We start from the raw sequence: 24496 nt of genomic DNA on the forward strand, positions 1-24496 counted from the left end.
CCAATGAGCGTTCGGAACTGTATGATCCGAATATGGAACGATCATCGGATTCCCGCACGGCTCTGCTGACGGCACTTCGGGAACTTGTCGAACTTGCTGATCAGGACGGGCATCTGACCGAGGCCGCCGCCGCCCTCGGCATACCCCAGTCCACGATGAGCCGACGCATCCATGCCCTCGAGAGCCACCTCGGCGTGCCGTTGACCGTCCCGCGCGGACGCGCCATCGGTCTGACGACGGCGGCACTGGATCTCGTGGCCGCGGTGCGTGCCCCGCTGACGGAGATCGATGCGGCGCTGGCCGATCTCGCCGAGGCGACCGACCCCGAACACGGCACGATCCGGTTCGGATTTCCGCTGACGATGGGCGCCGGTGAGGTGCCCGATCTGCTCGCGGCATTCAATCGGGCTCATCCCGGCATCCGACTCGATCTCAAGCAGGCCCACGGTGCCGAGCTCGTCGCTGATCTGCAGACGGGAACCCTTGATCTGGCGATCATCATTCCGCCTCCGGCCGAGGTCAACCACGAGGTGCTCGCTCGGCAGACGATCATCGCAGCCCTGCCCGATGCGCACCCGTTGGCAGGCGTTCGCAGCATCACCCTGGATCGGCTGGCCGACGAGGAATTCATTGCCACCCCTGCGAGCTACAACCTGCGGGTGCTGACCGACCGGTGGTGTCGGGCGAGCGGATTCGATCCGGAAGTGAAGATCGAGGTCACCGAATTCTCGACGATCCGCGAATTCGTCGGCCGCGGAATGGGCGTGGCATTGATCCCGCCCGCGGTGCGTCCGGTCGACGGGATCACCGAGGTGGCCCTGGACGGGCCCGATCATGTCCGTGAGATCGCCCTGTGTTCGGCCGTGCGCCGGCCCGGCCGAGTCGTCGAACGCCTGCGCGACTTCATCCGCGAGCACGCGGCCGAGTGGGCGCGAGAGGGCTGACGCCCGAGCGTGGGTGCCGATGAGGGCGCCGTTGGTGGAAGGTGCCCGGTCCTGAAGCCGGAGGGGCCAGTCAATTTCGCCATTCCTTCGCGCTGGCGATCTTGCGGAAGGCGCGAACCAGCGACAGCACTGCCGGTGATGGGACTCGTTCGGGCAGTTGAGTAAGAACGATGCGTCTCGGTGCAGAATTTCCTCTGATGGAGACGACTTTGACATCGGGGCCATGGGATTGGACCGCAAGGCGGGGAGCGATTGCCACCCCTAGTCCAGCGGCCACCATACCCAGGAGCTCCTGGTAGTCATTGGCCTCGAAGACGATGCGTGGTGCAAATCCTGCATCACTGCAGATCCGCCCGAGCACCGAGGCCACGGGGTGCGAAGAGCGAGTGATCCATGGATTGTCCGCCACTTCTTGGAGCTCCACGACTCGGCGCCGTGCCAGCGCGTGAGTTGATGGAAGGAGCAGCATGGTGGGTTCTTCGAGCAGCGTCGTCACGGGGATCTGGTCGTCGATCGGTGCCCAGGGGTAGTCCCACAGTGTCGCGAGATCGACTTCGCGTCGTTCGAGCGCCTCTTGGATGCGGTCGAGACGGTAGCTCTTGACCGTCACATCAAGGTCCGGGTGCAGTTGATGGAAATGCTGAAGGATCTTCGGCATCACCGACGCGGCGAAGGTCGGAAAAGTGGCAATCCGCACTTCACCTCGGTCGAGCTGAGCAAACGCGGACATGTCGTTCCGTGCCGCAGTGAGCGCATTGTCGATGGTCGCCGCATAAGACGAAAGCTTGACTCCGGCATCTGTCAGGCGCATGCCCTTCGGGTGGCGGACGACCAGCGGAAGGCCGACTTCGCGTTCCAGTTTGCTGATCTGCTGTGACACTGCCGAGGTCGATAACGCGAGTTCGTCGGCGGCGGCAGAGAGGCTGCCTGTCCGAAAGACGAGAAGCAGCAGGAGCAGGCGATCGACGTTATAGGGCGCTGAGCTCATGATTTAAGCGTAGCTTATAGCGAGGTTAATAGGTGTTGATTGAACTTAACTTGCCGATGTGAAAACTTGATGTTCGTCGTCGCAGGCAGCGGCGATGGACCAAGGAGAAGCGAGTGGAAAGTCAGCTCCACGGACAGTGGTACAGAGGCGGAACATCCAAGTGCTGGTTGTTCGCCAATGACGAGATGCCTGCAGACAGAGCCGGGATCGCGCAAGCCTTATCTGCGGCCTTTGGGTCGGGAGACGACCGCCAGCTCAACGGAGTCGGCGGGGCTTCCTCGACGACCTCCAAAGCTGCTGTCATTTCGCCGTCGGCGATCCCCGACATCGACATCAGCTACCTGTTCGCACAGGTCGGAATCGGTCAGTCAGCGGTCGAATTCACCTCGAACTGCGGCAATTGTGCTTCGGCTGTCGCGCTCTATGCCATCCAGAACGGACTGGTCCGCCCTGACGGTGAAGTCACTCCGGTGAGGATGGTGAATGAGAACACTCGCTCCGTCGTGGTCGCTCATGTCGCGACACCCGGAAAGAGGATTCCATCGAACGGCTCCGAAGCGATACCGGGAAGTTCGATGCCGGGCATTCCGGTCAACGTCTTCTTCGAAAACGTCGACGGTGCTTCAACCGGCGAACTGCTGCCGGCTGGAGAGGCAGCCACCGAGTTGAGCCTCGACGGTGCTTCGATCACCGTTAGCTGCATCGACGCCGGTGCTCCAGCCTGCTTCGTCAATGCCGCTGACCTCGGACTGTCCGGGGCCGAGCCGACCGCGGAGATTCGTCTGAGACTCAAGGAACTCATCGAGATCCGCTCGGCCGCCTCGAGGTCAATGGGACTGAGCGCCGAAGGCGAAGAGCCGAGCCCTGCCGTACCCAAGGCAGGACTGATCGCGCCGCCGTCCGACTACTTAAGCATCTCCGGAGAGAGGATCTCCGCCGGAGACTACGACATATCTGTACGGATGGTATCGATGTTCGATCTGCATCCCGCCATCGGAATCACCTCGGCGATCGCCCTGGCACGGGCTTCTTTCGTCGAAGGAAGTCTTGTCAATGACGCCATCGACAAGCGGATTCTGCAGAACACCACCGACGACACCGAGGTGGCTATCCGCATCGGCACCCCCGTCGGAGTCATCGTCTGTCGAGTGCAGCTCACCGAGTCGGGGCAAGTTGCTCGTCTCGGAGTCAGACGAGTGGCGCGGCGGATTGCCCACGCAGACATCGATCTGCCCCTGGTCTCATAAGCGACCGTCCCAAGGAATACCTGATTCTTTTCAAGGAAGATCAACTGACAATGAAGTTGGAGGAACACCCATGTCCCTAGTCCAGATACTCATGCTCGTGGTTCTGGTGGTGATGTTCATCGCCGCTACCAAATGGCCCATCAACATCGGAATCATGGGTCTCGTCGGGGCTTTCGTCTTCGGCACTTTCGTCTTCGGCATGGACGACAAGGAGATCCTTGAGGAGTTTCCCGCGAGCATTGTGCTGACGATCGTAGGCGTGACCTTCTTCTTCAGCATCGCCCAGAGGAATGGGACCATCAGGGTCCTCGTCGATCTGGCAATTCGCGCGGTCCGGGGTCGTATCAATATCGTGCCGTGGATCTTCTTCGTCGTCTCCTCGCTGCTGACTGCGATGGGCACATTCTCGCCTGCCGCAGTTGCGCTCCTGGCACCGGCAGCCATGGGATTCTGTGCCTCGACCGGCTACAGCGGAGTGGTCATGGGAGCGATGGTCATCAACGGTGCACACGCAGGTGGGTTCTCACCGATCTCCGTGTCCGGAAACATTGTTCGTGACATTGCCGAGGCCAATGGTTTCGAGATCAACGGTGGTGCTCTCTTCCTCGCAGCCTATGTCGTCAACCTGCTGGTCACGATTCTCATCGTCATCGTGATGAAAGCTCTCGGGCGACTGCGCACAGTGCCTGACCCGGAAACGCTTGAAGGTTGGGGAGCTCCTGGATTTTCCAGTTCCGGAAGGAAAGGTTCCGACTCCGAAATTGGGACGACTGGGCCGACTGGCGGCTCAGGGACGGCTGTCGCCGTTGAAACCGAAGAGCGCACGGCGACAACGACGGTGACCCGTCAGGTGTGGCTGACGATCGGTCTCATCGCCGCCATGGTCATCGGCGCGGTAGGCTTCGACCTGCCGATCGGCTTCCTCGGACTGGCGTGTGGGCTCGTGTTGGCCTTCACCTCATTGAAGAACTCCGAGAACCTCGTCTCTGGAATCTCGTGGTCGACCGTCCTCCTGGTGTCGGGCATGATCGTCTATGTCAGCCTGCTCACCCATGCCGGTGTCATCGATTCGCTCTCGAAGATGGCCGTGGCGATTGGTGCGCCGCTCATCGTCGCGATCGTCCTCTGCTATGTCATCGGCGTGAGTTCGGCCTTCGCGTCGTCCACCGCGCTGCTCACGGCCCTGATTCCGATGTCCATACCTCTGCTCGAGCAGAGTACCCTCAGCGCGACTGCCGTCATGTCGGCGCTCGCCGTATCGGCGACGATCGTGGATGTCTCTCCTTTCTCGACAGACGGTGCGCTCATCATCGCCAACACTCGGGGCAGCGAGGCGAAGACGATCTGGCGCGACCTCATGATCTACGCTGCGTTCGTCGTGCTCATCGCTCCGCTTCTTGCGTGGGCTCTGCTTGTGCCGACAGGAATCATCTGAGAACCGAACTGTACAAAGGTCGCCGCCGAATAGATTCGCGATTCGGCGGCGACCTTTCGTCGCCATCACGCACCTCAATCCGGCAGGTCAGCAGTCGGCTGAGAATCGGCACGGGCGAGCAGGAGTGCACCCGGGGAAGGATCGGCGGGCCTGAGCACCAACTCGGAAAGCACAGTGAAACCGGCGTCGCGCATCCACTGCGCGACGGTGTTCGGCTGTCTCAGAAAACTGTCGATGTCGACGCCCTGACCGGAATACCCCCGTGAGGTGTGTTTCGCACCGTCTCCGACGTGGAACCCCACGAGCAGCAGGCCTCCGGGCCGCAGAACCCGTCTGAACTCGTCCATCACGCCGGGCATGGCACTGTCGGGAACGTGCACAATCGACCAGAAGGCGACAATGCCCGCCAACTCTCCATCTTCTGTACTCAGCTGCGTCATCGTGCCGCATTCGAAATGGCATGAGGGGTGGTCACGGCGAGCGATCTTCAGCATCTCAGGAGAGACGTCGATGCCGAAAGCGTTCAATCCCAAGCCATTGAGATAGCCGGTCACGTAGCCTGTGCCGCAGCCGACGTCGGCGACGCGATCTTCCGAGTCTTCGCCGATCAGCTCCGCAAAGAGGCGAAGACCTGCCCGTAGGTGGGGGCTGGACTCGAGCAGTCCGTCCACTTCGCGGGCGTAGCCTTCGGCATCGATGTCGTAGCTCCTGCGAATGTCGTCCAACCAGCCGAAGTCGGACAGCAATGGGGCGCCGCCGAGCCCGCCGGCCGGGCCGATCGATTGCCGCATATGTGCGAGAAGTCGAGGAACCACAGTGTGCCATTCGCTGGGAGGAGGAGCTTCGTGGCCCGTTCCTTCGAGCATGAGAATGTCGCTATGGGGGATCATCTGGGCCAGCGCCTGACCATGTGCTGCGGGAAACAGCGGGTCGTCGGTGCTGTGGATGATCAGAGTTGGCGCGTCGATGGCCGCCGGATCGCACTCGGGACTCGTGGCGATGAGAAAGTGATTGGTCATCGACGATTCCATGTCCACGGTTCGCTCGACCTCAGCTGTGGCGATCTCCCGAGCCCGGCGGACGTCGAAACCCGACGACCCCGCGTACGGGCGTTCGACGTCGATGCGATGTTCGATGACGGCAGCTCGGTCGGACCAGTCGACGTTCGGCGGATCTGCGGCGAAGGTCGATTGGAGTTCCGCAGTCGGCGGCGGCAGGTGCCCTGGGTCTCCTCCGGCGGGTGAGGACTCCACGAGCGTCAGGGTCCGCACCCGTTCGGGGAATCTGACCGCGATGACCTGCGCTATGCCACCACCCATGGACAGCCCTATAAGATGAGCGGACGCGATTCCGAACTCGTCCAGAATGCGAACGGGGTCGGTGACGAGTTCCTCTCCGGTATACCGCGGGTGGCCGGGCGGACTCGAGGTCGACCGACCGGTATCTCGGTGATCGTAGCGGATGACTTGGAAGCCCTGCCCACTGAGCATTCGGCAGAAATCGGGTGTCCACCAATCCATCGACTGCGCACCCCCGGCGATGAGCAGCACCGCTTCACCCTGGGGCGACCCGAAGCGGTCCACGGCCAATTCGATGCCGTCGAACTTGACGAACTCCACCGGACGCCCCTGTCGGAGATGGATAAGAGTAGGGACGATTCTACACCGCGCTCACGCCCGCGAACGTGCCAGCAGGTAGACGAAGTACGGAGCACCGATGAGGGCGACGATGAGCCCGGCCGGTATCTGCGCCGGAGCGATGACCGTACGTCCCACGGCGTCGGCGACGCCGAGGCCCACGGCCCCGAGCAGCATCGCCGTGGGCACGACCCGGATATGTCGGGCCCCGACCAGAGCTCGTGCGGCATGCGGGGCGACGAGACCGATGAAACCGACCACACCGACGGCCGATACGCTCACCGCCGCGAGCACGGCAGCGGTGATGAGTACGGCCAGGCGCACCGGTTCACGCGGAACTCCGACCAGCCGTGGGGTGTCATCATCGAGGGCGAGCAGGTCGAGTTCGCGCGTCCAGACGACCGCCAGTGGTACGGCGACGAGCAGAGCGAGGGCGACCGGTGCGATATCGGCCCACGTCCGTCCGTACGTCGATCCGGACAGCCAGGTGAACAGCGCCGGAGTGTCCCAGGGATTCGCTCGGACGAGGAACAGTGTGGTCAGCGCGGTGAAACCGAACCACAGCCCGATGCCGATGAGGACGAGACGATCAGTATTCATTCCGCCCCGCCACGACAGCCCGTAGACGACGGCGAAGGCGACCAGGGCCCCGACGATACCGACCCCGGAGACGAGACCGACCCCGGCGCCGGGGATGAGGGTGACGACGATGACGGCTCCCAGTCCGGCTCCACCGGTGATGCCGAGCAGGCCGGGCTCGGCCAGAGGATTGCGTGCACTGGCTTGGACGAGGGTGCCGGAGAGTCCGAGCGCAGCACCGGCCGCCAGGGCAGCCGCGACCCGTGGCGCCCGGGAATCGAAGGCGAAGTCGATGACGGGTGCCGCCCGGTCCTGGAACCACAGCAGCATATCGCCGAGGAGGTAGAACCGTTCCCCGGTGAGCAGACCGATCACGGCGACGGCGACGAGAACGACGGTGCCGGTGACGATGACGAGGCCGGCCCGTCGAGGACCGACCACCGTCGAATTCGCTGCCGAGGTGGTCGCCGCCTTTGATGCCGTGCGCATCGACCGCGCCAGCAGGACGAGGACGAGCGCCCCGAGCACGGTTGTCGTCACACCTGACGGCAGGGTGATCGCCTCGGTGGCGCCGACGATGGCGCGCAGCAGGGCGTCGGCGACGATGACGATGATCGCGCCGATGAGACCGGCTGCCGGAAAGAGCACGGCATGACGGCCGAGGCCCGGTACCACGCGGGCCAACAGCCTGGCGATGACCGGAGCGCAGAGACCGACGAAGCCGATCGGCCCGGCCAGGGTCACCGCAGTGGCGGTGAGCATGACGGCCAGCAGGATCCCGATGGCCCTGGTCGACCTGACCGGAACTCCGAGCACCGAGGCGGCATCATCACCGAGACCGAGCAGATCCAGCCGCCTCGACAGCAGAATCGCAGCGCCGGCGATGACGGCGATGACCGGAATGCTGCGCAGAGCCGCGGAGCCGTCGAGCTGATTGAGAGTGCCCGAGCCCCAGGAGAAGAGACTCGTCGTCTCTTCGGCGAAGAGGATGAGCAGAGTCGACGTCCCTGCCTGCAGCGCCATCGCCGTGGCCGTGCCCGCCAGCACGAGCCGAGTCGTCGAGGCACCTGCGCCTCCAGCCAGGCCGAGGACGAGGGCTGCGGCGAGCAGACCGCCGAAGAAGGCGACCCCGCCCGAGGCCCAGAGCGGAATCGCAATGCCGAAGGCGGTGACCACGGTGACGGCGAAGTATGCACCGCCGGTGACCGCCAGCGTGTCCGGCGACGCCAAGGGGTTACGCGCGAGCGACTGGAACAGGGCACCGGCAACGCCCAAGGCGATGCCGACGAGGATCCCTGCCCCCACGCGCGGCAGCCGGGACCCCAGCAGGATGTCACGGGCACTGGGACCATCCTCGGCGGGGGAGAGCGTACCGGTCATGGCCGTGAACAGCTCTCGGACACCGACCCCCGAGGTCCCCTGCGTGATATGCCATGCGGAGGCGATGACGAGGATGGCGACGAGCCCGAGCAGGGCGGCGGCGGTCGAGAGAGCACCGACGACACCGCGACCGCGCACCGGAACCACGGTCGGTTCCGGTGTCGCTGTCGTCGGGCTGGGCGTCATCTGGCGGGTCAGGGGAGAGGCCACGGATTACTTCGTCAGAGCGTCGACGTAGGCGTCGAGGGCTTTCTCGGAGGACTTGGGTCCGCCGAAGGTCCAGATCCCTGCGGGGAAGGCCGTGGTGCGGTCGTCCTTCACGGCGGGAATGTTCGCCCAGATGTCGTTCTTCTTCAGCAGCTCCACATAGTCCTCGGACTCGGGGTCCTCGGTTCCGGTGTAGAAGAAGTTCGCGTCACCGACCTTCGAGATGCCTTCGATATCGGTCTGTCCCAATCCATACGCGGGGTCGACCTCACCGGTCCACGCGTTCTTCAGACCCAGCTCCTCACCGAGTTCGCCGATGAGCGAACCCTGGCCGAAGGGGCGCAGCGCCACATTCGAACCATTCACCCAGCCGTCGAAGTAGACGAATTCGGTGGTCTCCGGGTCCGCCTCGGCGATGGCCTTCTTGGATTCTTCGAGCTTCTTATCGAAGTCGGTCAGGACGGCTTCTGCGCGCTCGGTGCGACCGGTGGCCTCGGCGACGGTGGTGAATGTGTCCTTCATGTACTTGACGGGATCCTTCCCGTCGGCGCCGGCCATCGCCATCACGGGGATTCCCTGGTCCTCGAGCTGACCGACGATCTTGTCCTTGCGGTTCGTCGTTTCGATGATGACGAGATCCGGGTCGGCCGACAGGATCGACTCGACATTGGGTTCCTGGCGGGTGCCGACGTCGGTGGTCGACTCGGGAAGATTCTCCGCAGTGTCCCAAGTGGTGAAGCCCTTCGCATCGGCGACAGCGGCGGGGTCGACGCAGAGGGAGAGGAGATCCTCGGTGTACTGCCATTCGAGCGAGACGACCTTTGCCGCGGGCTTGTCCAGTGTGATCTCGTGACCGGTGTCGTCGGTGATTGTGACCGGATCCGCCGAGGTGGTCCTCGAGTCGTCCGCGCATGAGGCCGAGGTCTGTGACGTCGCATCGGCGGGAGCATCGGTGTCGGTCGTCCCGCACCCGGTCAGGACGAGTGCGCAGACCGCCGTCGCCGATGCGAAGGCGGCGAACGAGGTGCGCGACAGAGGAGTTGTGGTCATGGTCTTCTTTCTGTGGGCCGATCAGCGATCGGGTCTGGGGTGGTGCGATATCGGAGTGTGAACGTCAGAGGACGGGGTGTGAACAGCGGCGAGGGTGATGGGCGCTCAGAGGGCTGCGGCCGGGCGGCGGGTCCGTCGGTGGAGAGCCTCGACCCGGACCAATCCGGTGTCGGCATCGATGCGAGTCGCGATGGGCAGCCCGTAGACTTCGCTGAGCGTCTCGGCGGTGAAGACATCCTCGCAGGTGCCGACCGAACGGATGCGGCCCTGTTCGAGCAGGACCACGTGGTCGGCAACGGTGGCCGCATGCTCGAGATCATGGAGGACGACGCCCACGGCGATGGCGTGGTCATCGGCGAGTTCGCGCATGAGGTCGAGGATCTCCGCCTGGTAGCGCAGGTCCAGATGGTTCGTCGGTTCGTCGAGCAGGAGCACACCGGTGTCCTGCGCCAGGCAGGTCGCCAGCCACACGCGTTGGAGCTCACCGCCGGAGAGCTGGTCGACCGGACGATCGGCCATCGCCATGGTGCCGGTGAGAGTCAGTGCACGATCGACCGCGCTGCGATCGGCCTCGGTGAGACCGGCGAAGCGCTTGCGGTGGGGGTGACGGCCGAAGGTGACGATCTCACGGACGCTCAAGCCCGACGGGTGCGGGCGAGACTGGGACAGCAGGGTGACGAACCGGGCGAATTCTCTGGCTGTCAGAGTGCTCGACGGAGTGTCCGCATCTGCCTCGCTGATGACGACATCGCCCGAGGCGATCGGGTGGAGTCGGGCCAGTGATCGCAGGACGGTCGACTTGCCCGATCCGTTGGGGCCGAGCAGGGCGGTCACCCGTCCCGGGAGGATCGTCAGGCTCACGTCATGGACGACCTCGGTGCGGTCGTAGCCCAGGTTGAGGCCGGTGGCAGTCAGTGCAATCGCGTTCACAAATGATTAGCCTAACCTAAGTCGACGAGTGGTGGTATGGCTGAGGGGCGGAACTCGTTGGTCGAGCGAGGTCTGAGCGGTGCGTCGTTGGCATCCGCCCAGGTGGGACCTCTGGCGGCGATGCAAAGTGTGCTGTGCATCACTTATGTCAGTGGCGGCCGATATGGTGAGCCCGCGACCGTAAGATGGGACCGATCGAGGAGGAGCAGATGAGATTCATCGCCACGGGGGACTGGCAGCTGGGCATGACCGCGCACTACCTCAGCGACGAGGCGCGCCCGAGGTTCCACCGCGCACGCCTCGATGCCGTGGCTCGCATCGGTGCGCTCGCCGCCGAGACGGACGCGGAGTTCGTCCTCGTCTGCGGAGACGTCTTCGAAACCAACCAGCTCGACCGAGCGATCATCGCCCGCACCTTCGAAGTCCTCAACGCGTTCACCGTCCCGGTCGTCCTGCTTCCCGGCAACCACGACCCCTTGGACGCCGCCTCGATCTACGACTCCGCAGCATTCTCCTCGCGAGTGCCCTCCCATGTGCACGTCCTGCGCGACAGTGGTCCCTTCACCGTCGGTCCCGGGGTCGAGATCATCGGAGCCCCCTGGTTCTCCAAACGTCCCCAAGGGGATCTCGTCGCCGCGGCGACGAATGACCTCGCCGAGGTGGCTGCCGGTGATATCCGCATCATCGCCGGACACGGAGCCGTCAGCGTCCTTGACCCTGACCGGGAATCGCTGGCGACGATCGACACCGACCATCTGCAGGCTCTGCTGCGTGAGGATCGCGCCCAGTTCGTCGCGCTCGGTGACCGGCACGCGACCTTCGAAGTCGCCGACCGCATCTGGTACCCGGGGGCACCGGAGGTGACCTCTCGACGTGAGACCGATCCGGGCAACGTCCTCGTCGTCGACATCGATCCCGACACCCATCGGGCCGAGGTCGACAAGGTCCACGTCGGCACCTGGGCCTTCACCGTCATCGAAGCCGACCTCAACTCCACCGAGGATGTCACCGAGTTCGAAGAGCGGATGAACGCCGTCCCCGACAAGGACCGCACGGCGGTGTGGCTGATCCTGCGCGGCACTCTGCCGACGGCGGCGAAAGCCCGCCTCGATGAACAGCTCGATCACTTCTCCGATCTGTTCGCCCTCGTCTCACTCTGGGAGCGGCACATGGACTTGGCGGTCGTCGCCGCCGACGAAGACTTCGCCGATCTCGGACTGAGCGGGTATCTGCAGGAGACTCTTGACGAGCTCTCCGCACGAGCCACAGCAGACGACGACTCAGCAGTCACGGCCCAAGACGCACTCGGCCTGCTCTTTCGATTCGCCAGGAGCGGTTCATGAGACTTCATTCCATTCGCCTCATCGACTACCGAGCAATCAGCGACGCCACTGTCGACTTCAGCTCCGGAGTGACGATCGTCGAAGGTCCGAACGAGGTCGGGAAGTCCTCGATCCACCAAGCCATCACACAGCTGCGTGAGGACAAGGACAGTTCGCGCAAGGCCAGCGTCAAAGACACCCAGCCGGTCGGCTCCGACGTCGGCCCACGGGTCAACCTGCACCTGAGCACCGGGGACTACGAGCTCCGGTACAGCAAACGCTGGATCAAACAGCCCTTCACCGAACTGAGCATTCTCAAGCCTGTCTCCGAACAGCTCAGCGGCAACGAGGCACACGAAAGATTCTTGGCGATCCTCGACGAAACCGTCGACGTCGACCTGCTCGATGCCCTCGACGTCGCTCAGGGACGCAGCCTCGATCAGGCGTCTTTGGCCGAGATCAAGGCCCTGCACGGGGCTCTGGGCGATGCCGGGGAGGAGCCGGCCGACCACGATGCCTTCCTCGACCGAGTCGAATCCGAATACCTGAGGTTCTTCACGGCCAAAGGCAAAGAGACCGGTGAACTGCGCAGACTCACCGAGCAGCTTCCCGCCGCCGAAGAACAGTATCGTGATTTGGTGGCTCGCAGCGCCGACATGGACGCGCTCGTCGACCGACATGCTCGAGCAACTGAGCGGCTGAAGGGTGTGCGTGCCCAACTGGAGTCGGCCGTGACCGAACGCAAAGACGCTGAGGCAGCCGTGCAGGCTGTGTCCGGGCTCAAGGCTGAACTCGACCGTGCGCTCGAACGCGCAAGCGCCGCGCAGAGAGAACGACAGCGTGCCGAGGAGGCACGTGACCGTCGCCAGGCACTCATCACTGAGGTCGCCTCGGCTGAAAAGGCAGTGAAGACTGCCGACGCCGCACTCGAGAAGGTCACGGCCGCACAGCAGGAAGAGGACTCGACTCTCGCCGAAGCGCAGAAGAGCCTCGAGGCCAGACAGGCCGAACTCGTCAGCGCGCAGGACCAGGCGAAGAGCGCATCTGCCGAACTCGCTCGTGTCCGCGCACGCAGAGAGGTCGACACTCTGCGGAAGAGACTGACCGATATCCGTCAGCAGGAACATCGTGTCGCCGAAGCGAAAGCGACGATCGGGTCGATCACTGTGACCGCGAAGGACGTCGAGAAACTCGGGGGACTGTTCACCGAGCTGCGCATTGCGCAGAACGCGAAGACGGCGGCTGCGGCACAGATCGTCGCCCGCCGCCTCGGCGACACCGCAGTGAGCATCGACGGAACCGATGTGCCGAAGGATTCTGCCGAGGAATTCGCCGTCACCTCGGACCTGCAGATCCTCATCGACTCCGTCGTCGACATCACCGTGCGACCGGGGCAGTCGCCGGCCGAGCTCGACCGGCATCTCGAATCCGCTCAGGCACATCTCGACGCGGAGCTCGACCGCCTCGGAGGGGCCACCCTTGAGGAGGCACGAGAACGCAGCGAGGTGCGCACCGATGCCGAGGCAGTGCTGGCAGAAGCCACATCGACTCTGCGTGTGCTCATCGGGGACGACGACCGCGATGAGCTCAATGCCGCCCTCACCCGAGCCGAACATGTGGCGGGAGACGAATCAGACACGAACGATTCCGCCACGTCGATCGACGATCTCCAAGCCAGAGTCGAAGCGACGACGGCAGCCGTCGACGATGCGAGTGCACAGGTCGATACGGCCAGGACCGCGCTCGACCGTATCCGCGCCGACCGAGATGAGGCACGTGTGGCTGCGGTGCGTGCACAGTCGACGCACGAGCAGGCGGCGACGACGCTGCAGAACCTCAGTACCCGCCTGAGCACGGACAGGGAATCGAACTCCGATGAGTCGCTCGACGAAGCACTGACGGCCGCCGCGGCAACATTGACGCGGTTGGAGGACGAGGCCGCTGCCGCACGCTCCGAATACGACGCCGCCGACCCGGAGACCCTGGAGATGCGTCGGCAGAATGCTCTCCAGCTCTTCGAGAGCAAGCAGAAGCAGCAGGAGAAGGACCGACAGGAAGTCGATCAGCTCTCGGCCCTCATCGAGGATCGCGCGGCCGAAGGCATCTACGACAAGCTCAAAGTCGCAGAGCAGAACCTGGAGTCCATTCGATCGAGGCTGGCTCGCATGCAGCGTCAGGCGAATGCGATCCGTCTGCTGCGCGATACCGTGCTCGCGCACAAGGAAGAGGCTCAGCGGAGGTACGTCGCCCCGTTCAAGGAAGCGATCGAGAAGCTTGGGCGAGTGATCTTCGGTCAGGGACTGTCGGTGGAGATCTCCGAGAATCTCGAAATCGTCTCCCGCACGCTCGACGGGCGCACGGTCGCCTTCGACGCGCTCTCGGGTGGGACGAAGGAACAGCTGGCGCTCATCGGCCGACTCGCCGTCGCCACCCTCGTCGATGGGGAAGCCGGGGCCCCGGTCATCCTCGACGATGCCTTCGGCTTCTCCGATGAGCAGCGTCTGGCCGCCCTCAACGTCATTCTCGGCAATGTCGGCCGCACGGCTCAGGTCATTCTGCTCACCTGTCAGCCCGACCGGTTCGCGTCCATCGGCGGCGCCGAAACCGTCAGCCTGAGCTGAACCTCAGCGTCCAGCCTCGGCGTCGTTGAGGCACCACGCAGTAGCCTGAGGTGATGAGCGAGAAGACTTATGCCGATGAAGTCATCGTCCGCTGCTCCGGTGGCGGGTACTACCGCACGCGCTGGATTCCGCTGGTCTCATTCAAATCGATCCGCTTCGGTGCCTACCGCTTCCAGCGCTGTCCGGTCCATGGCCGATGGGAGCTAGCAGGCATAGTCGAGGAAGACGAGCAGACTCCGGAAATCGTCAGCGAAGCAGACAGATTTCCCGCATCCCGCGTTCCCTGAACGACACCGACGCGACCCGAATGATCGAGTTGCGGACGATCCGTGTCGAATTCTGCTGAAAATCCGGCACGAATCGTCCGCAACTCGAGGCGGCTGCCTTCAGTCGGCGGGAGCGGCCGCCTGCTTAGCCGCTTGAGCGGCTTCGACGGCATCGGCGCGGATGGTCCTCCGCAGGATCTTGCCGGAACTCGTCTTCGGCAGCTGATCGATGAACGTCACCTGGTGCGGTGCCTTATAGGAGGCGAGACGCTCCCGGCAGAAGGAGACGATCTCCTCTGCGGTCGCCTCGGCGCCGGGCTGCAGCGTGACGAAGGCCGCCACGTCCTCTCCGCGGTAGTCATCGGGGATGCCCACGACTGCTGCCTCCTGCACGGCGGGATGCATGTAGAGCACGTCCTCGACCTCTCGTGGCCAGACCTTGAAGCCGGACGCATTGATCATGTCCTTCTTCCGGTCGACGATGAACAGCCATCCGTCCTCATTCATGAATCCGACATCGCCGGTGTGCAGCTCGCCGTTCGGGATCTGCTCGGCCGTGGCCTGAGGATTGTTGAGGTAGCTGGAGACCACCTGAGGTCCGGAGATCGCGACTTCGCCGACCTCCCCGGGACCCACTGGCTGACCGTCGTCATCGAGGATGCGGATCATCACGTCCGCCTGCGGCAGACCGCAGGCGAGGTTTCCGCTGTCCGGGTCGACCGGGGCCTGGAAACCGTGCGGCACGGTGGCGACCTGCGCGCAGGTCTCCGACAGGCCGTAGCCCTGACCGACGTAGATCTCGGCGCGTTCTTCGAACTTATTCACCAGACCCTCGGGCAGCGGTGCACCGCCGGACATGAGCGATTTGAAGGAAGCGAACTTCTCGGCGCTGAAATCCGGGTGGGCCATCATCGCTGTGTAGATCGTGGCCGGGCCTGCCATGTATGCAGGCTTCTCCCGTTCGCACAGGGCGATGAGCGAACCGGGCTCGAAACGGTAGTTGAGGATGAGACGGGCGCCGCCGGCGACAGCGGCAAGGAATTGGCAGATGAATCCGGTGATGTGGAACAGCGGCGCCAGTGAGACGTAGCCGTCACCGGGGCCCAGTATCGGGTTGCGCAGGCAGTAGCGCGAATTGCTCGAGATGTTCGCATGTGTGGCCGCCGCTCCCTTCGACCGTCCCGAGGTGCCGGACGTGTAGGCGATGAGGCCGAGATCCGACGGTGCGGGGGAGTGCGGGGTGAAATCGGCATCGAGATTGCTCTGCACCGCGTCTGCGAATGCAAAGCGTCCCTCGGCCGGCGGCAGCTCCTCGAATCGCGGAAGCGAGTCGAACATCGCGTAGATCGCTTCGGGGCCGTCCGTCTGGAAGCTTCGGTCGTCGCTGAGCACGACGAGTGGCACGTCTGCCGTATAGTCCTTGACCCGGTCGAGGTAGGCGGCCTGAGAGACGATGAGTCCCGTGACTTCGGAGTCGGAGAAGATGTGCTCGAGCTCGCCGCGGTACATGGGGTTGAGGGGGACGACGGTGCCTCCGGCCTTCCAGATCCCGTAGGTGGCGATCACGAACGCGGGGGTGTTCTGGTCATAGATGCCGACTCGATCGCCGGGTTTGATGCCGTGGGTCGAGAGGAAAGCGGCGAATGCCGTCGACCACCGGTCGAACTCGGCCCAGGTCAGGGTGAATCCGTAGTAGGTGATGCCTTCCTCGTCGCCGCGGGCTTCGACCGTGGCGGCCAGATCGGCCAAGGGCGTCGATTCCGGCAGCACATAGGGCTCCTGAGCGATATCGCCCAAAGTGGTGATCCATGGGCGCTCCTCAAACCAATTGTTCGTCATTGAACATCCTTTCGCAGGCTGTGCCAGGCCCGTGCACACTGCTGCGGGCCCGGTGGGGTCTCACTGTAGCGCGGAAGAGTCGACCTCAGCCGCGGTATTTCCTGATCTCATTGCGGGCGATAGAGCGCTTGTGCACTTCATCCGGTCCATCGGCCAGACGCAGGGTGCGCATATGCGCCCACATTCGGGCCAGGGGGAAGTCCTCGGTGACTCCGCCGGCGCCGTGGACCTGAACGGCCCGGTCGATGACCTTCAGCGCCATCGTCGGAGCGACGACCTTGATCTCCGCGATCTCGTTCTTCGCGACCTTGTTGCCGTACTTGTCCATCATGTCCGCGGCGTGCAGGGTCAGCAGTCGAGCCTGATCGATTTCGATCCGTGATTCGGCGATCCAGTCCTGGATGTTCGCCCGGTTCGACAGCTTCTCACCGAAGGTCACCCGGGATTCGGCGCGTCTGACCATGAGTTCGAGCGCACGTTCGGCGGCTCCGATGGCACGCATGCAGTGGTGGATACGGCCCGGGCCCAGGCGCGCCTGACTGATGGCGAAGCCTTCGCCCTCACCCTTGAGGATGTCTTTGAGAGGCACGTGCACGTTCTCGAAGACGATCTCGGCATGGCCTTCCCGGTCGGCGTAGCCGTACACGGGCAGGTTGCGCACGACCGTGACCCCGGGGGCGTCGATCGGCACGACGAGCATCGACTGCTGGCGGTGCACTTCGGCAGTGGGGTCGGTCTTGCCCATGACGATGAGCACCCGACAATTCGGGTGCATTCCGTTCGACGCAAACCATTTGCGGCCATTGAGCACGAAACCGTCGTCGGTGCGTTCCATGCTCATCTCGACGTTCGTCGCATCGGAGCTGGCCACAGCCGGCTCCGTCATCGCAAACGCCGAGGCGATCTCACCCTCGAGCAGGGGCCTCAGGTACTTCTCCTTGTGCTCATCGGTGCCGAAGACCGTGAAGACCTCCATGTTTCCGGTATCCGGTGCATTGCAGTTGATCGCTTCGGGTGCGATCTCCAGGCTGCGTCCGGTGATCTCGGCCAGCGGAGCGTACTCGAGGTTCGTCAGGCCGGGGCCCCATTCCGGGTGCGGATGGAAGAGGTTCCACAGGCCCTGCCTCTTCGCTTCGGCCTTGAGGTCTTCGAGGATCTGCGGTTGCGTGTGGGGGCTGGCCGCCGCGGCCATCTGCTCGGCATAGACCGGCTCGGCCGGGTAGACGAATTCGTCCATGAACGCGTTCAGGCGCTGCTGATACTCACGTCCGCGTTCGCTGATTTCCAACACGGGGGCTCCTTGCTTCTCGACGGTTGCTGTGTGGTCTGGTCTCAGTCGGGTCTCGCTCGGTGGTCAGTCTCGGTGTCACTGTTCGCTGAGTCGGGCTTGGTACCGGGACATTCCGCGCAGCCAGCGGTCGTAGTCACTGCCTTTCATCCGATACATCTCGAGGACTTCGGGGTGCGGCAGGATGAGGAACTGCTCGTTCTCGACGGCGTCGAGGACGATTGCGGCCACCTCGGCGGGTTCCAGGACGGTTCCGGCTGAGGTCACGGCCTTCTGGGCGGCGCCGCCGGCGGATCCGGCGTCGTCGAGCAGATTCGTGTTCACTCCCATCGGGCAGACCACCGAAGCGCGGATTCCGTCATCGCGATAGGTCATGGCCAACCATTCCGCGAATCCGACTGACGCATGCTTCGTCACCGAATATGCGGCCGAGCCGATCTGCGTGAGCAGCCCTGCCGCCGAAGCGGTGGCGACGAAATAGCCGGAACCGGCCTCTTGCCAACGGGGGACGAGTGCCTGCGCGGCGCGGACATGGGCGCGCATGTTGACGTCGATGATCGCGTCCCAGTCGGCGTCGGATTCTCCGAGCATCGCCGGACCGATGATTCCGGCATTGGCGAAGTACAGATCGATCCCGCCGAGGCTGTCGTCGGCAGATTCGATGAGCGCACCGATTCCTTCGACCGATGACACGTCCCCTGTCCACGCGAATGCCGATTCGCCGAGTTCAGCGGCTGTGTCGTCGACCGTGGGGGAGAGGTCTGCGAGAACGACTGACGCATCGCGTACGATGAGTTCGGCGGCCAATGCTGCGCCGATGCCGCCTGCGGCCCCCGTGACCACCGCGCGCTTTCCGGTCAGAGGCGAGGTCATGATCTCTCCAGCAGGTCGAGTGCTTGGCGAGCGAGGTCTTCGACACCGGCTCCGGCCTCGTCCGGGTCGAGATCGAGGTCACCCATCTTTCCTGTCGCCAGCCGTGTGTAGACGCCTTCACGGATGCAGGCGAGCTTCCACATCGCAAACGCCGAGTAGTAGCCGACATCGTGGACTTCGTGACCGCTGACTTCCTGGTAGCGGTCGATGAGTTCGTCTGTGGTCGGGAAGCCGTTATCGGTTCGGGGCACCCAGATGCTGGTGTACTGCTCGGGCACCGTGAGCATCGCGACGAAATAGCCGAGGTCGGTGAGCACCTCACCGATGGCCGTCAGCTCCCAGTCGACGACGGCGTTGACCGCGCCGGAAGGACCGAAGATCAGATTGTTCGGTTTGAAGTCCCCGTGCGCGATTCCCACGGGCGAGCCCGCCGGGTCGGGCATGGCCTCGCGGAGGACGTCATGGACCTCATGGATGATCGGGGTCTCGCGCATCGCGATCTTCTCGACCTGCCCGATCCAGCGACGCAGCTGTCGGTCGATGAGTCCGCCCGGCCGGCGCAGGTCGGACAATCCGACAGCATCGATGTCGACGGAATGGATCGCCGCCAGTGCGTCGACCATGCCGAAGGCGCAGTCGCGGCGGTTATCAGCAGGGATGGACTCCCATTCGGTGGGTGTGTTGATCGGGAACCCGGGGCAGTGATCCATGAACACGAAGGGCACTTCGAGGACCTCGGGGTCATCGACGATGTCGAGGACGGTCGGCACCGGAACGCTGCTGTCGTTGAGAGCGGCCATGATCCGGCCTTCGCGGGCGACGTTGTGAGCACTGCCGCCTTCGTGGCCGAGGGGCGGGCGTCGCAGGACCCAGCGCGGGCTGCTGTCGACGAGGATGGTGAACGTGAGATTCGAGCGACCGACCGACATCACTTCGACGTCGAAGTCGCTGATCCCGAATCTCTGCTCGATCCATCTGCCGATGCTGTCCACATCGAACCCTGCCGGTGATTGTGTCATCCTTGACCTTCCCGAGTGAACAATCGTTCAGTAGAGTTCACAGTATTCATCCCGGGCGGGGGAGTCAAGCCGTGAAAGTGATCACGGTCATAGCCGCGCGGTGTGATAGACGTGAGAAGACCGCCGCCACCGGAGCTCTAGCGTTCCGCGTGGGCCACAACGTTAGCGAGGAAACTATGAAAGCCATTCGCGTCACTGCTCTGACCGGGCCCGATGATGTGGAGCATCTCGACGTGGAGCGTCCGGTTCCGGGGCCGGGCCAAGTGCTCATCAAGGTCGCCTACGCCGGAGTGACCTTCCCCGAGCTGCTGCAGACGCGCGGGATGTATCAGGTCAAGCATGACCTGCCATTCACCCTGGGTTCCGAAGCGTCCGGAACTGTCGCCGAGGCGGGGCCGGACTCCCGGTTCGCCGTCGGTGATCGGGTCGCGGCGATCACGGGCTCGGGCACTTTCGCCGAGTACCTTGTGGCCGCCGACGAGGCCACCGTGAAGGTGCCGGACACGGTCTCTCTGGCCGATGCCGCAGGTATGCCGATGAACGTGCTCACTGCTGACTTCGCGCTGCGTGTGCGCGCCGATGCCCGGCCGGGCCAGAGTCTCCTCGTCCACGGTGCTGCGGGTGGCCTCGGCTCGGCCACGGTGCAGCTGGGCTCGGCGATGGGACTCGACGTCGTCGCCGTCGTCTCGACCGAGGCGAAGGCCGACGCGGTTCGTGAGATCGGCGCGAGGCATGTCGTCTTCGCCGACGGTTTCAAAGACGCGACGAAGGAGATCTTCCCGGGCGGCGTCGACATCGTCTTCGACCCTGTCGGCGGCGACCGCTTCACCGATTCGACGCGAGTGCTCGCACCCTTCGGCCGGCTGCTCGTCCTCGGCTTCACTGCCGGCGAGATTCCCTCGATCAAGGTCAACCGACTGCTGCTGAAGAACATCTCCGTCGATGGTGTCGCGTGGGGCGCGGCGACTGTCGGTCATCCGTCTCTCATCGACGAACAGTGGCAGGCCGTGGCCGAGTATGTGTCCGCCGGGCGTCTCAATCCGCGCAACCATGCGAGGTATCCGCTGGCGCAGGCGGCAGCAGCGATCAAGGAACTCGAATCCCGCTCCGTGATCGGCAAGGTGCTGCTCGAGATCGCGGGGGAGTGAGACCGGCGACGACCGCGCTCATCCGGGAACGGCGCGGATGTCCCAGGGCAGACCACCGAGGCGGGTGAGTCGTCCCACATTCGAGCGGAAATCCCTCGGCCGCCGGACCGTTTCGGTGCTCCGCCCCCTAGACTGGGCCGCTGCGATTCCAGACGGAACGAGCATCGATACCCAACAGCCCCGCAGCCGACGGCAGAGTCAGCGGGGCACGGAAGGCAGCGCCACCCATGAGCCAGACCAGCACCACCACGGTAACCGCCGATCAGGCGGCTGAGCCGCCTCCTGCGACAGGCGACCCCGGCCATATCGGCCCCCGCCGCCTCGACCGGCCCGTGGCCGGGGCGAGCGTGGGGATCCTCGCGAGCTTCGTCGCCCTCGCTCTCATCGTCCCTGATCGGATGTCGGGCTGGGTGGGGGCCGGGTTCGCCGCCTGTGCCGAGATCTTCGGCATGTACTGGCAGTTCCTGCTGCTGGCCACATTCCTCATCGCGCTCGTCCTCGTCTTCACCCCCTGGGCGAAGGCCAGATTGGGCAACCAGGCGCGGCCGGACTTCAACCGCTTCTCCTGGATCGCGATGATCATGATGACCCTGCTCGCCGCAGGGGGAGTGTTCTGGGCGGCCGCCGAACCGATGTACCACTACACCTCGAGACCACCGTATTTCTCCGACGGCGATGGAGTCGACGCAGTGGCCGCGGCATTGGCCACAAGCTTCATCGACTGGGGCTTCCTCGCCTGGGCGATTCTCGGCTCGCTGGGTGCCATCGTCATGATGCGCGCTGCCGAGAAAGGCATGCCGCTTCGCCCCCGCAGCCTTCTGTATCCGATCATGGGCAAGCGTGCGGCCACCGGACCGATCGCTGCGATCGTCGACGTCGTGTGCGTGATCTCAGTCGCGGCGGGCACCATCGGCCCGGTCGGCTTCCTCGGCCTCCAGGTCTCCTACGGTCTCAATTCGCTGTTCGGGATCCCCGACGTCTATCCCGTCCAGCTCCTCGTCATCGCGACGCTCACCGCGGTCGCCGGAGTCAGTGTCTTCTCCGGAGTCAACCGCGGCATCCGATTCCTCAGCTCCGCGAACGTGTGGTTGGCGCTGGGCCTCATGGCCGCGGTGCTCGTGCTCGGATCGGCGTGGTTCGTCGTCAAGAGCTTCTTCGACGGATTCGCCCTCTACGTCACCGACTTCTTCAGCATGACCCTCTACCGCGGAGACACCGAGTGGCTGTCCGGGTGGACCGTCTTCTTCTTCGGCTGGTTCCTCGGCTATGCGCCGCTGATGGCGATCTTCGTCGCTCGGATCTCCAAGGGCCGCACGGTCCGCGATCTGCTTATCAGCACGACGGTGTTGCCTCCCGTGGCCACGACCTTCTGGTTCACAGTGCTCGGCGGCACAGGCATCTTCCTTGAGCAGAAGTCGGATGGGGCGATCTCGGAGCCGCTCATGGAGGGCGGACTGCCCGCGGCGGTCATGGCGATCAGCGGTCACCTGCCGCTGTCGCTGGTCATCAGCCTCGGCTTCCTCGTCCTGACGATGACGTTCGTCGCCACAACCACGGACTCGATGTCGTTTGCGATGTCCCAGTCGTGCATGACCTCCGGGGAACCCTCTCCGAGGCTGCGCGCCACCTGGGCTCTGCTCATCGGCATCACAGCGGCCGTGCTCATCAGCCTCGGCGACGGGGGAGTGGAGGCTCTGCAGTCGGCGATCGTCATCACCGCTGTGCCGGTGGGCTTCGTGATGCTGCCAGCGCTCGTCGCCGCTCCTGTCTATGTCCGGCGGATGGCGCGCGAACAGAAGGTGTGAGAACGCTCGGATCGGCGGCTGCGGGGCGTCAGCCCTGCGCGTGCTCCCCGTGTTCGTCGATCCACGTCCAGCCGGGCGGCAGCGGCGCCCAGGCGACGACCTCGCGGCCTGCCTTCGAGCTGTCGGCGAGGACGATGACGGCGCCGGCCCGCTCGGCGATGAGTTCCTTCGTCCGGGCCTCGTCGAGGCTCGGTTCGCCCAGCCCCTGAGCGGTGTCGACCGCATCGGCGCCGAGGAAGGCGATGTCGACATGGATGCGAGCCAGTGCATGGTCCGACAGCGCCCCGGTCGTCCCGTGGGACAGGGTCGAGACCTCACCGCCGATCATGATGACGGTGGGTCCGGCGGGATGGGCAAGGGTCAGTGCGATCTCGAGGCCGCGGGTGACCACGATGAGCTCGCTGCGGTCCCTGATCCTCTCGGCCAGACGCACAGCCGTCGATCCGGCATCGAGGAAGACGGTGCGCACTCGCGCATCGTCGAGGCGTGCGAGAGCGCGGGCGGCGATGGCGTCCTTCGCTTCGGCCTGCTGTTCCATCCGTTCGCCCAGCGGCGGTTCGACGTACCCTGCCGCAGCGGCTCCGCCGATGGTGCGGATGATCTCACCGTCTGCGGCCATATCGCGCAGGTCGCGGCGGATCGTCGATTCCGAGGTCTCGAGGGCCCCGGCCAGGCGGGGGATGCTCCACGATCCGGTCTTGAGCAGGCCGAGAATGGCTTCGCGGCGCCGCTGGGTCCCTGATCGGATCGCCATCTGTCTATCCTCTCGTCGTTCGCACCTCCGACCGCAGCGGAATCGCCGCGGTCGGACATGCGTCTTAAGCCTACTTCGGCAGGTACTCCGCACGGATGCCGTCGACGAACGGTGCGTAGCCGATAGCAGCGCGGTAGGCCGAGCGCATGGTGCCCGCGTCGGCGATGCCCTGTCCGGCGATGTCGAAGGCAGTGCCGTGATCGACGGAGGTGCGCAGGATCGGCAGGCCGACGGTGACGGAGATGGTGCCGTCGAAGTCGAAGGTCTTCGACGCGATGTGCCCCTGATCGTGGTACTGCGAGAGGATGCCGTCATAGCGGCCGGTCAGTCCCTGGTGGAAGACGGAGTCGGCCGGGATCGGCCCGGCGACCTCGAAGGCGCCTGCGGCATTGACCTTCTTAACGGCCGGGCGGAGGATCTCGATCTCCTCGTCGCCGAAGGCGCCGTTCTCGCCACCGTGGGGGTTGAGAGCGGCGACGGCCAGTCTCGGCGAGGCGACGCCGTAGAGCTGGAGGGCACGATGGGCGCGTTCGATGGAGTCGACCTGAGTGTCCACGGTCAGGGCGTCGAGAGCCTTGCGCAGGGACATGTGGCGGGTGGCGAAGAAGATCTGGAGTTTGTGGTCGGGGACCTTCGTGTTCTCCACGACGAACATCGTGTCCTGCTTCGTCACTCCGGTCAGCTCACCGAGCATCTCGGTGTGCCCGAGGTGCTGCGAACCGGACTTCCATACGGCTTCCTTGTTGATGGGGCCGGTGACGATGCCGGCGACCTGCTGATCCATGGCCGCCTTGGTGGCGAGCTCGATCGCGGCCACCGAAGCCCTGCCGGCGCGGGCATCGACGACTCCCCAGTCAGGAAGGTCATCCCCGAGAACGCCGATATCGAAGACGTCGATGACGCCTTCACCGGCTGACGGGGTCGACCAGTCGGAGATGGAGCGCAGTTCGACGTCGAGTCCGAGGACGTCGACGGCCCGTTTCATCACGGCCAGATCCGCCACAGCGATTCCATGCTGATCGTCTCTGCCGGCGAACTCCGCAAGCACCGTGGCGGTGATCTCCGGTCCGATTCCGACCGGGTCACCCACGGTCACTGCGAGTGCTGGTGCTGTCATTTCTGTCTCCTCAGATGGTTCGGATGGATGTCGGTGGGTTGGGTGCT

19 protein-coding genes are annotated in these 24496 nt (G+C 64.5%); 8 read left to right on the forward strand and 11 right to left on the reverse strand.

Going from position 1 to position 24496, the window contains the following annotated elements:
• Positions 1 to 32 precede the first annotated feature (32 nt).
• The gene (locus AD89_RS0105975) at positions 33 to 944 is read left to right on the forward strand and encodes a LysR family transcriptional regulator (protein WP_025777699.1); all 912 of its coding nucleotides are present in this window, start codon (positions 33 to 35) and stop codon (positions 942 to 944) included.
• A 70-nt stretch (positions 945 to 1014) separates the two neighbouring features.
• On the opposite strand, the gene AD89_RS0105980 is transcribed toward AD89_RS0105975, so the two are convergent.
• Positions 1015 to 1932 carry a LysR family transcriptional regulator gene (locus AD89_RS0105980; RefSeq protein ID WP_025777700.1) on the reverse strand — a complete coding sequence of 306 codons (918 nt, stop codon included), beginning with the start codon at positions 1930 to 1932 and terminating at the stop codon, positions 1015 to 1017.
• Between the two features lie 113 nt (positions 1933 to 2045).
• Between AD89_RS0105980 and AD89_RS0105985 the strand changes: the two genes are divergently transcribed.
• Both AD89_RS0105985 and AD89_RS0105990 read left to right on the forward strand, forming a co-directional pair.
• Positions 2046 to 3179 carry a PrpF domain-containing protein gene (locus AD89_RS0105985; RefSeq protein ID WP_035320092.1) on the forward strand — a complete coding sequence of 378 codons (1134 nt, stop codon included), beginning with the start codon at positions 2046 to 2048 and terminating at the stop codon, positions 3177 to 3179.
• Between the two features lie 70 nt (positions 3180 to 3249).
• Entirely contained in the window at positions 3250 to 4614 is a 1365-nt protein-coding gene (locus AD89_RS0105990; protein ID WP_025777702.1) for an SLC13 family permease, read from the forward strand.
• Between the two features lie 74 nt (positions 4615 to 4688).
• On the opposite strand, the gene AD89_RS20115 is transcribed toward AD89_RS0105990, so the two are convergent.
• The 4 genes from AD89_RS20115 to AD89_RS0106015 form a co-directional block, all read right to left on the reverse strand.
• Complete coding sequence (locus AD89_RS20115; protein ID WP_197021716.1) at positions 4689 to 6233, reverse strand: alpha/beta fold hydrolase; 1545 nt, start codon at positions 6231 to 6233, stop codon at positions 4689 to 4691.
• 51 nt (positions 6234 to 6284) lie between these two features.
• On the reverse strand, positions 6285 to 8396 hold the full coding sequence (locus AD89_RS0106005; protein ID WP_025777703.1) for an iron ABC transporter permease: 2112 nt from the start codon (positions 8394 to 8396) through the stop codon (positions 6285 to 6287).
• A 27-nt stretch (positions 8397 to 8423) separates the two neighbouring features.
• On the reverse strand, positions 8424 to 9467 hold the full coding sequence (locus tag AD89_RS0106010; protein WP_051505104.1) for an ABC transporter substrate-binding protein: 1044 nt from the start codon (positions 9465 to 9467) through the stop codon (positions 8424 to 8426).
• Positions 9468 to 9572: 105 nt separating this feature from the next.
• Positions 9573 to 10397, reverse strand: coding sequence for an ABC transporter ATP-binding protein (locus AD89_RS0106015; protein WP_025777705.1), 825 nt, complete (start codon positions 10395 to 10397; stop codon positions 9573 to 9575).
• A 209-nt stretch (positions 10398 to 10606) separates the two neighbouring features.
• On the opposite strand from AD89_RS0106015, the gene AD89_RS0106020 reads away from it, so the two are divergent.
• From AD89_RS0106020 to AD89_RS0106030, 3 genes are read left to right on the forward strand one after another with little or no spacing between them, the layout of a single operon-like run.
• The gene (locus tag AD89_RS0106020) at positions 10607 to 11740 is read left to right on the forward strand and encodes a metallophosphoesterase family protein (protein ID WP_025777706.1); all 1134 of its coding nucleotides are present in this window, start codon (positions 10607 to 10609) and stop codon (positions 11738 to 11740) included.
• On the forward strand, positions 11737 to 14340 hold the full coding sequence (locus AD89_RS0106025; RefSeq protein ID WP_025777707.1) for an ATP-binding protein: 2604 nt from the start codon (positions 11737 to 11739) through the stop codon (positions 14338 to 14340). The genes AD89_RS0106020 and AD89_RS0106025 overlap by 4 nt, the downstream gene beginning before the upstream one ends.
• Before the next feature lie 53 nt (positions 14341 to 14393).
• Positions 14394 to 14627 carry a hypothetical protein gene (locus AD89_RS0106030; protein WP_025777708.1) on the forward strand — a complete coding sequence of 78 codons (234 nt, stop codon included), beginning with the start codon at positions 14394 to 14396 and terminating at the stop codon, positions 14625 to 14627.
• A gap of 99 nt (positions 14628 to 14726) precedes the next feature.
• Here the strand turns inward: AD89_RS0106030 and AD89_RS0106035 are convergent, their stop codons facing one another.
• From AD89_RS0106035 to AD89_RS0106050, 4 genes are all read right to left on the reverse strand, one after another.
• Positions 14727 to 16445 carry a class I adenylate-forming enzyme family protein gene (locus tag AD89_RS0106035; RefSeq protein WP_035320093.1) on the reverse strand — a complete coding sequence of 573 codons (1719 nt, stop codon included), beginning with the start codon at positions 16443 to 16445 and terminating at the stop codon, positions 14727 to 14729.
• A gap of 85 nt (positions 16446 to 16530) precedes the next feature.
• Positions 16531 to 17736, reverse strand: a complete 1206-nt coding sequence (locus AD89_RS0106040; protein ID WP_025777710.1) for an acyl-CoA dehydrogenase family protein — start codon at positions 17734 to 17736, stop codon at positions 16531 to 16533.
• 75 nt (positions 17737 to 17811) lie between these two features.
• The gene (locus tag AD89_RS0106045) at positions 17812 to 18606 is read right to left on the reverse strand and encodes an SDR family oxidoreductase (RefSeq protein ID WP_035320095.1); all 795 of its coding nucleotides are present in this window, start codon (positions 18604 to 18606) and stop codon (positions 17812 to 17814) included.
• Complete coding sequence (locus AD89_RS0106050; protein ID WP_025777712.1) at positions 18603 to 19625, reverse strand: phosphotransferase family protein; 1023 nt, start codon at positions 19623 to 19625, stop codon at positions 18603 to 18605. Before AD89_RS0106050 ends, AD89_RS0106045 begins: the two co-directional genes overlap by 4 nt.
• A 176-nt stretch (positions 19626 to 19801) precedes the next feature.
• Between AD89_RS0106050 and AD89_RS0106055 the strand changes: the two genes are divergently transcribed.
• The gene (locus tag AD89_RS0106055; RefSeq protein ID WP_025777713.1) at positions 19802 to 20773 is read left to right on the forward strand and encodes an NADPH:quinone oxidoreductase family protein; all 972 of its coding nucleotides are present in this window, start codon (positions 19802 to 19804) and stop codon (positions 20771 to 20773) included.
• 227 nt (positions 20774 to 21000) lie between these two features.
• On the forward strand, positions 21001 to 22578 hold the full coding sequence (locus AD89_RS18240; RefSeq protein ID WP_081770356.1) for a BCCT family transporter: 1578 nt from the start codon (positions 21001 to 21003) through the stop codon (positions 22576 to 22578).
• Positions 22579 to 22606: 28 nt separating this feature from the next.
• On the opposite strand, the gene AD89_RS0106065 is transcribed toward AD89_RS18240, so the two are convergent.
• Both AD89_RS0106065 and pdxA read right to left on the reverse strand, forming a co-directional pair.
• A complete protein-coding gene (locus AD89_RS0106065) occupies positions 22607 to 23332 on the reverse strand; it encodes a DeoR/GlpR family DNA-binding transcription regulator (protein WP_025777714.1) in 726 nt (241 codons plus the stop codon).
• Positions 23333 to 23402: 70 nt separating this feature from the next.
• On the reverse strand, positions 23403 to 24449 hold the full coding sequence (pdxA, locus tag AD89_RS0106070) for a 4-hydroxythreonine-4-phosphate dehydrogenase PdxA (RefSeq protein ID WP_025777715.1): 1047 nt from the start codon (positions 24447 to 24449) through the stop codon (positions 23403 to 23405).
• Between the last annotated feature and the right edge of the window lie 47 nt (positions 24450 to 24496).

The organism is Brevibacterium sp. VCM10 (assembly GCF_000583215.1).
GTDB classification, from domain to species: domain Bacteria; phylum Actinomycetota; class Actinomycetes; order Actinomycetales; family Brevibacteriaceae; genus Brevibacterium; species Brevibacterium linens.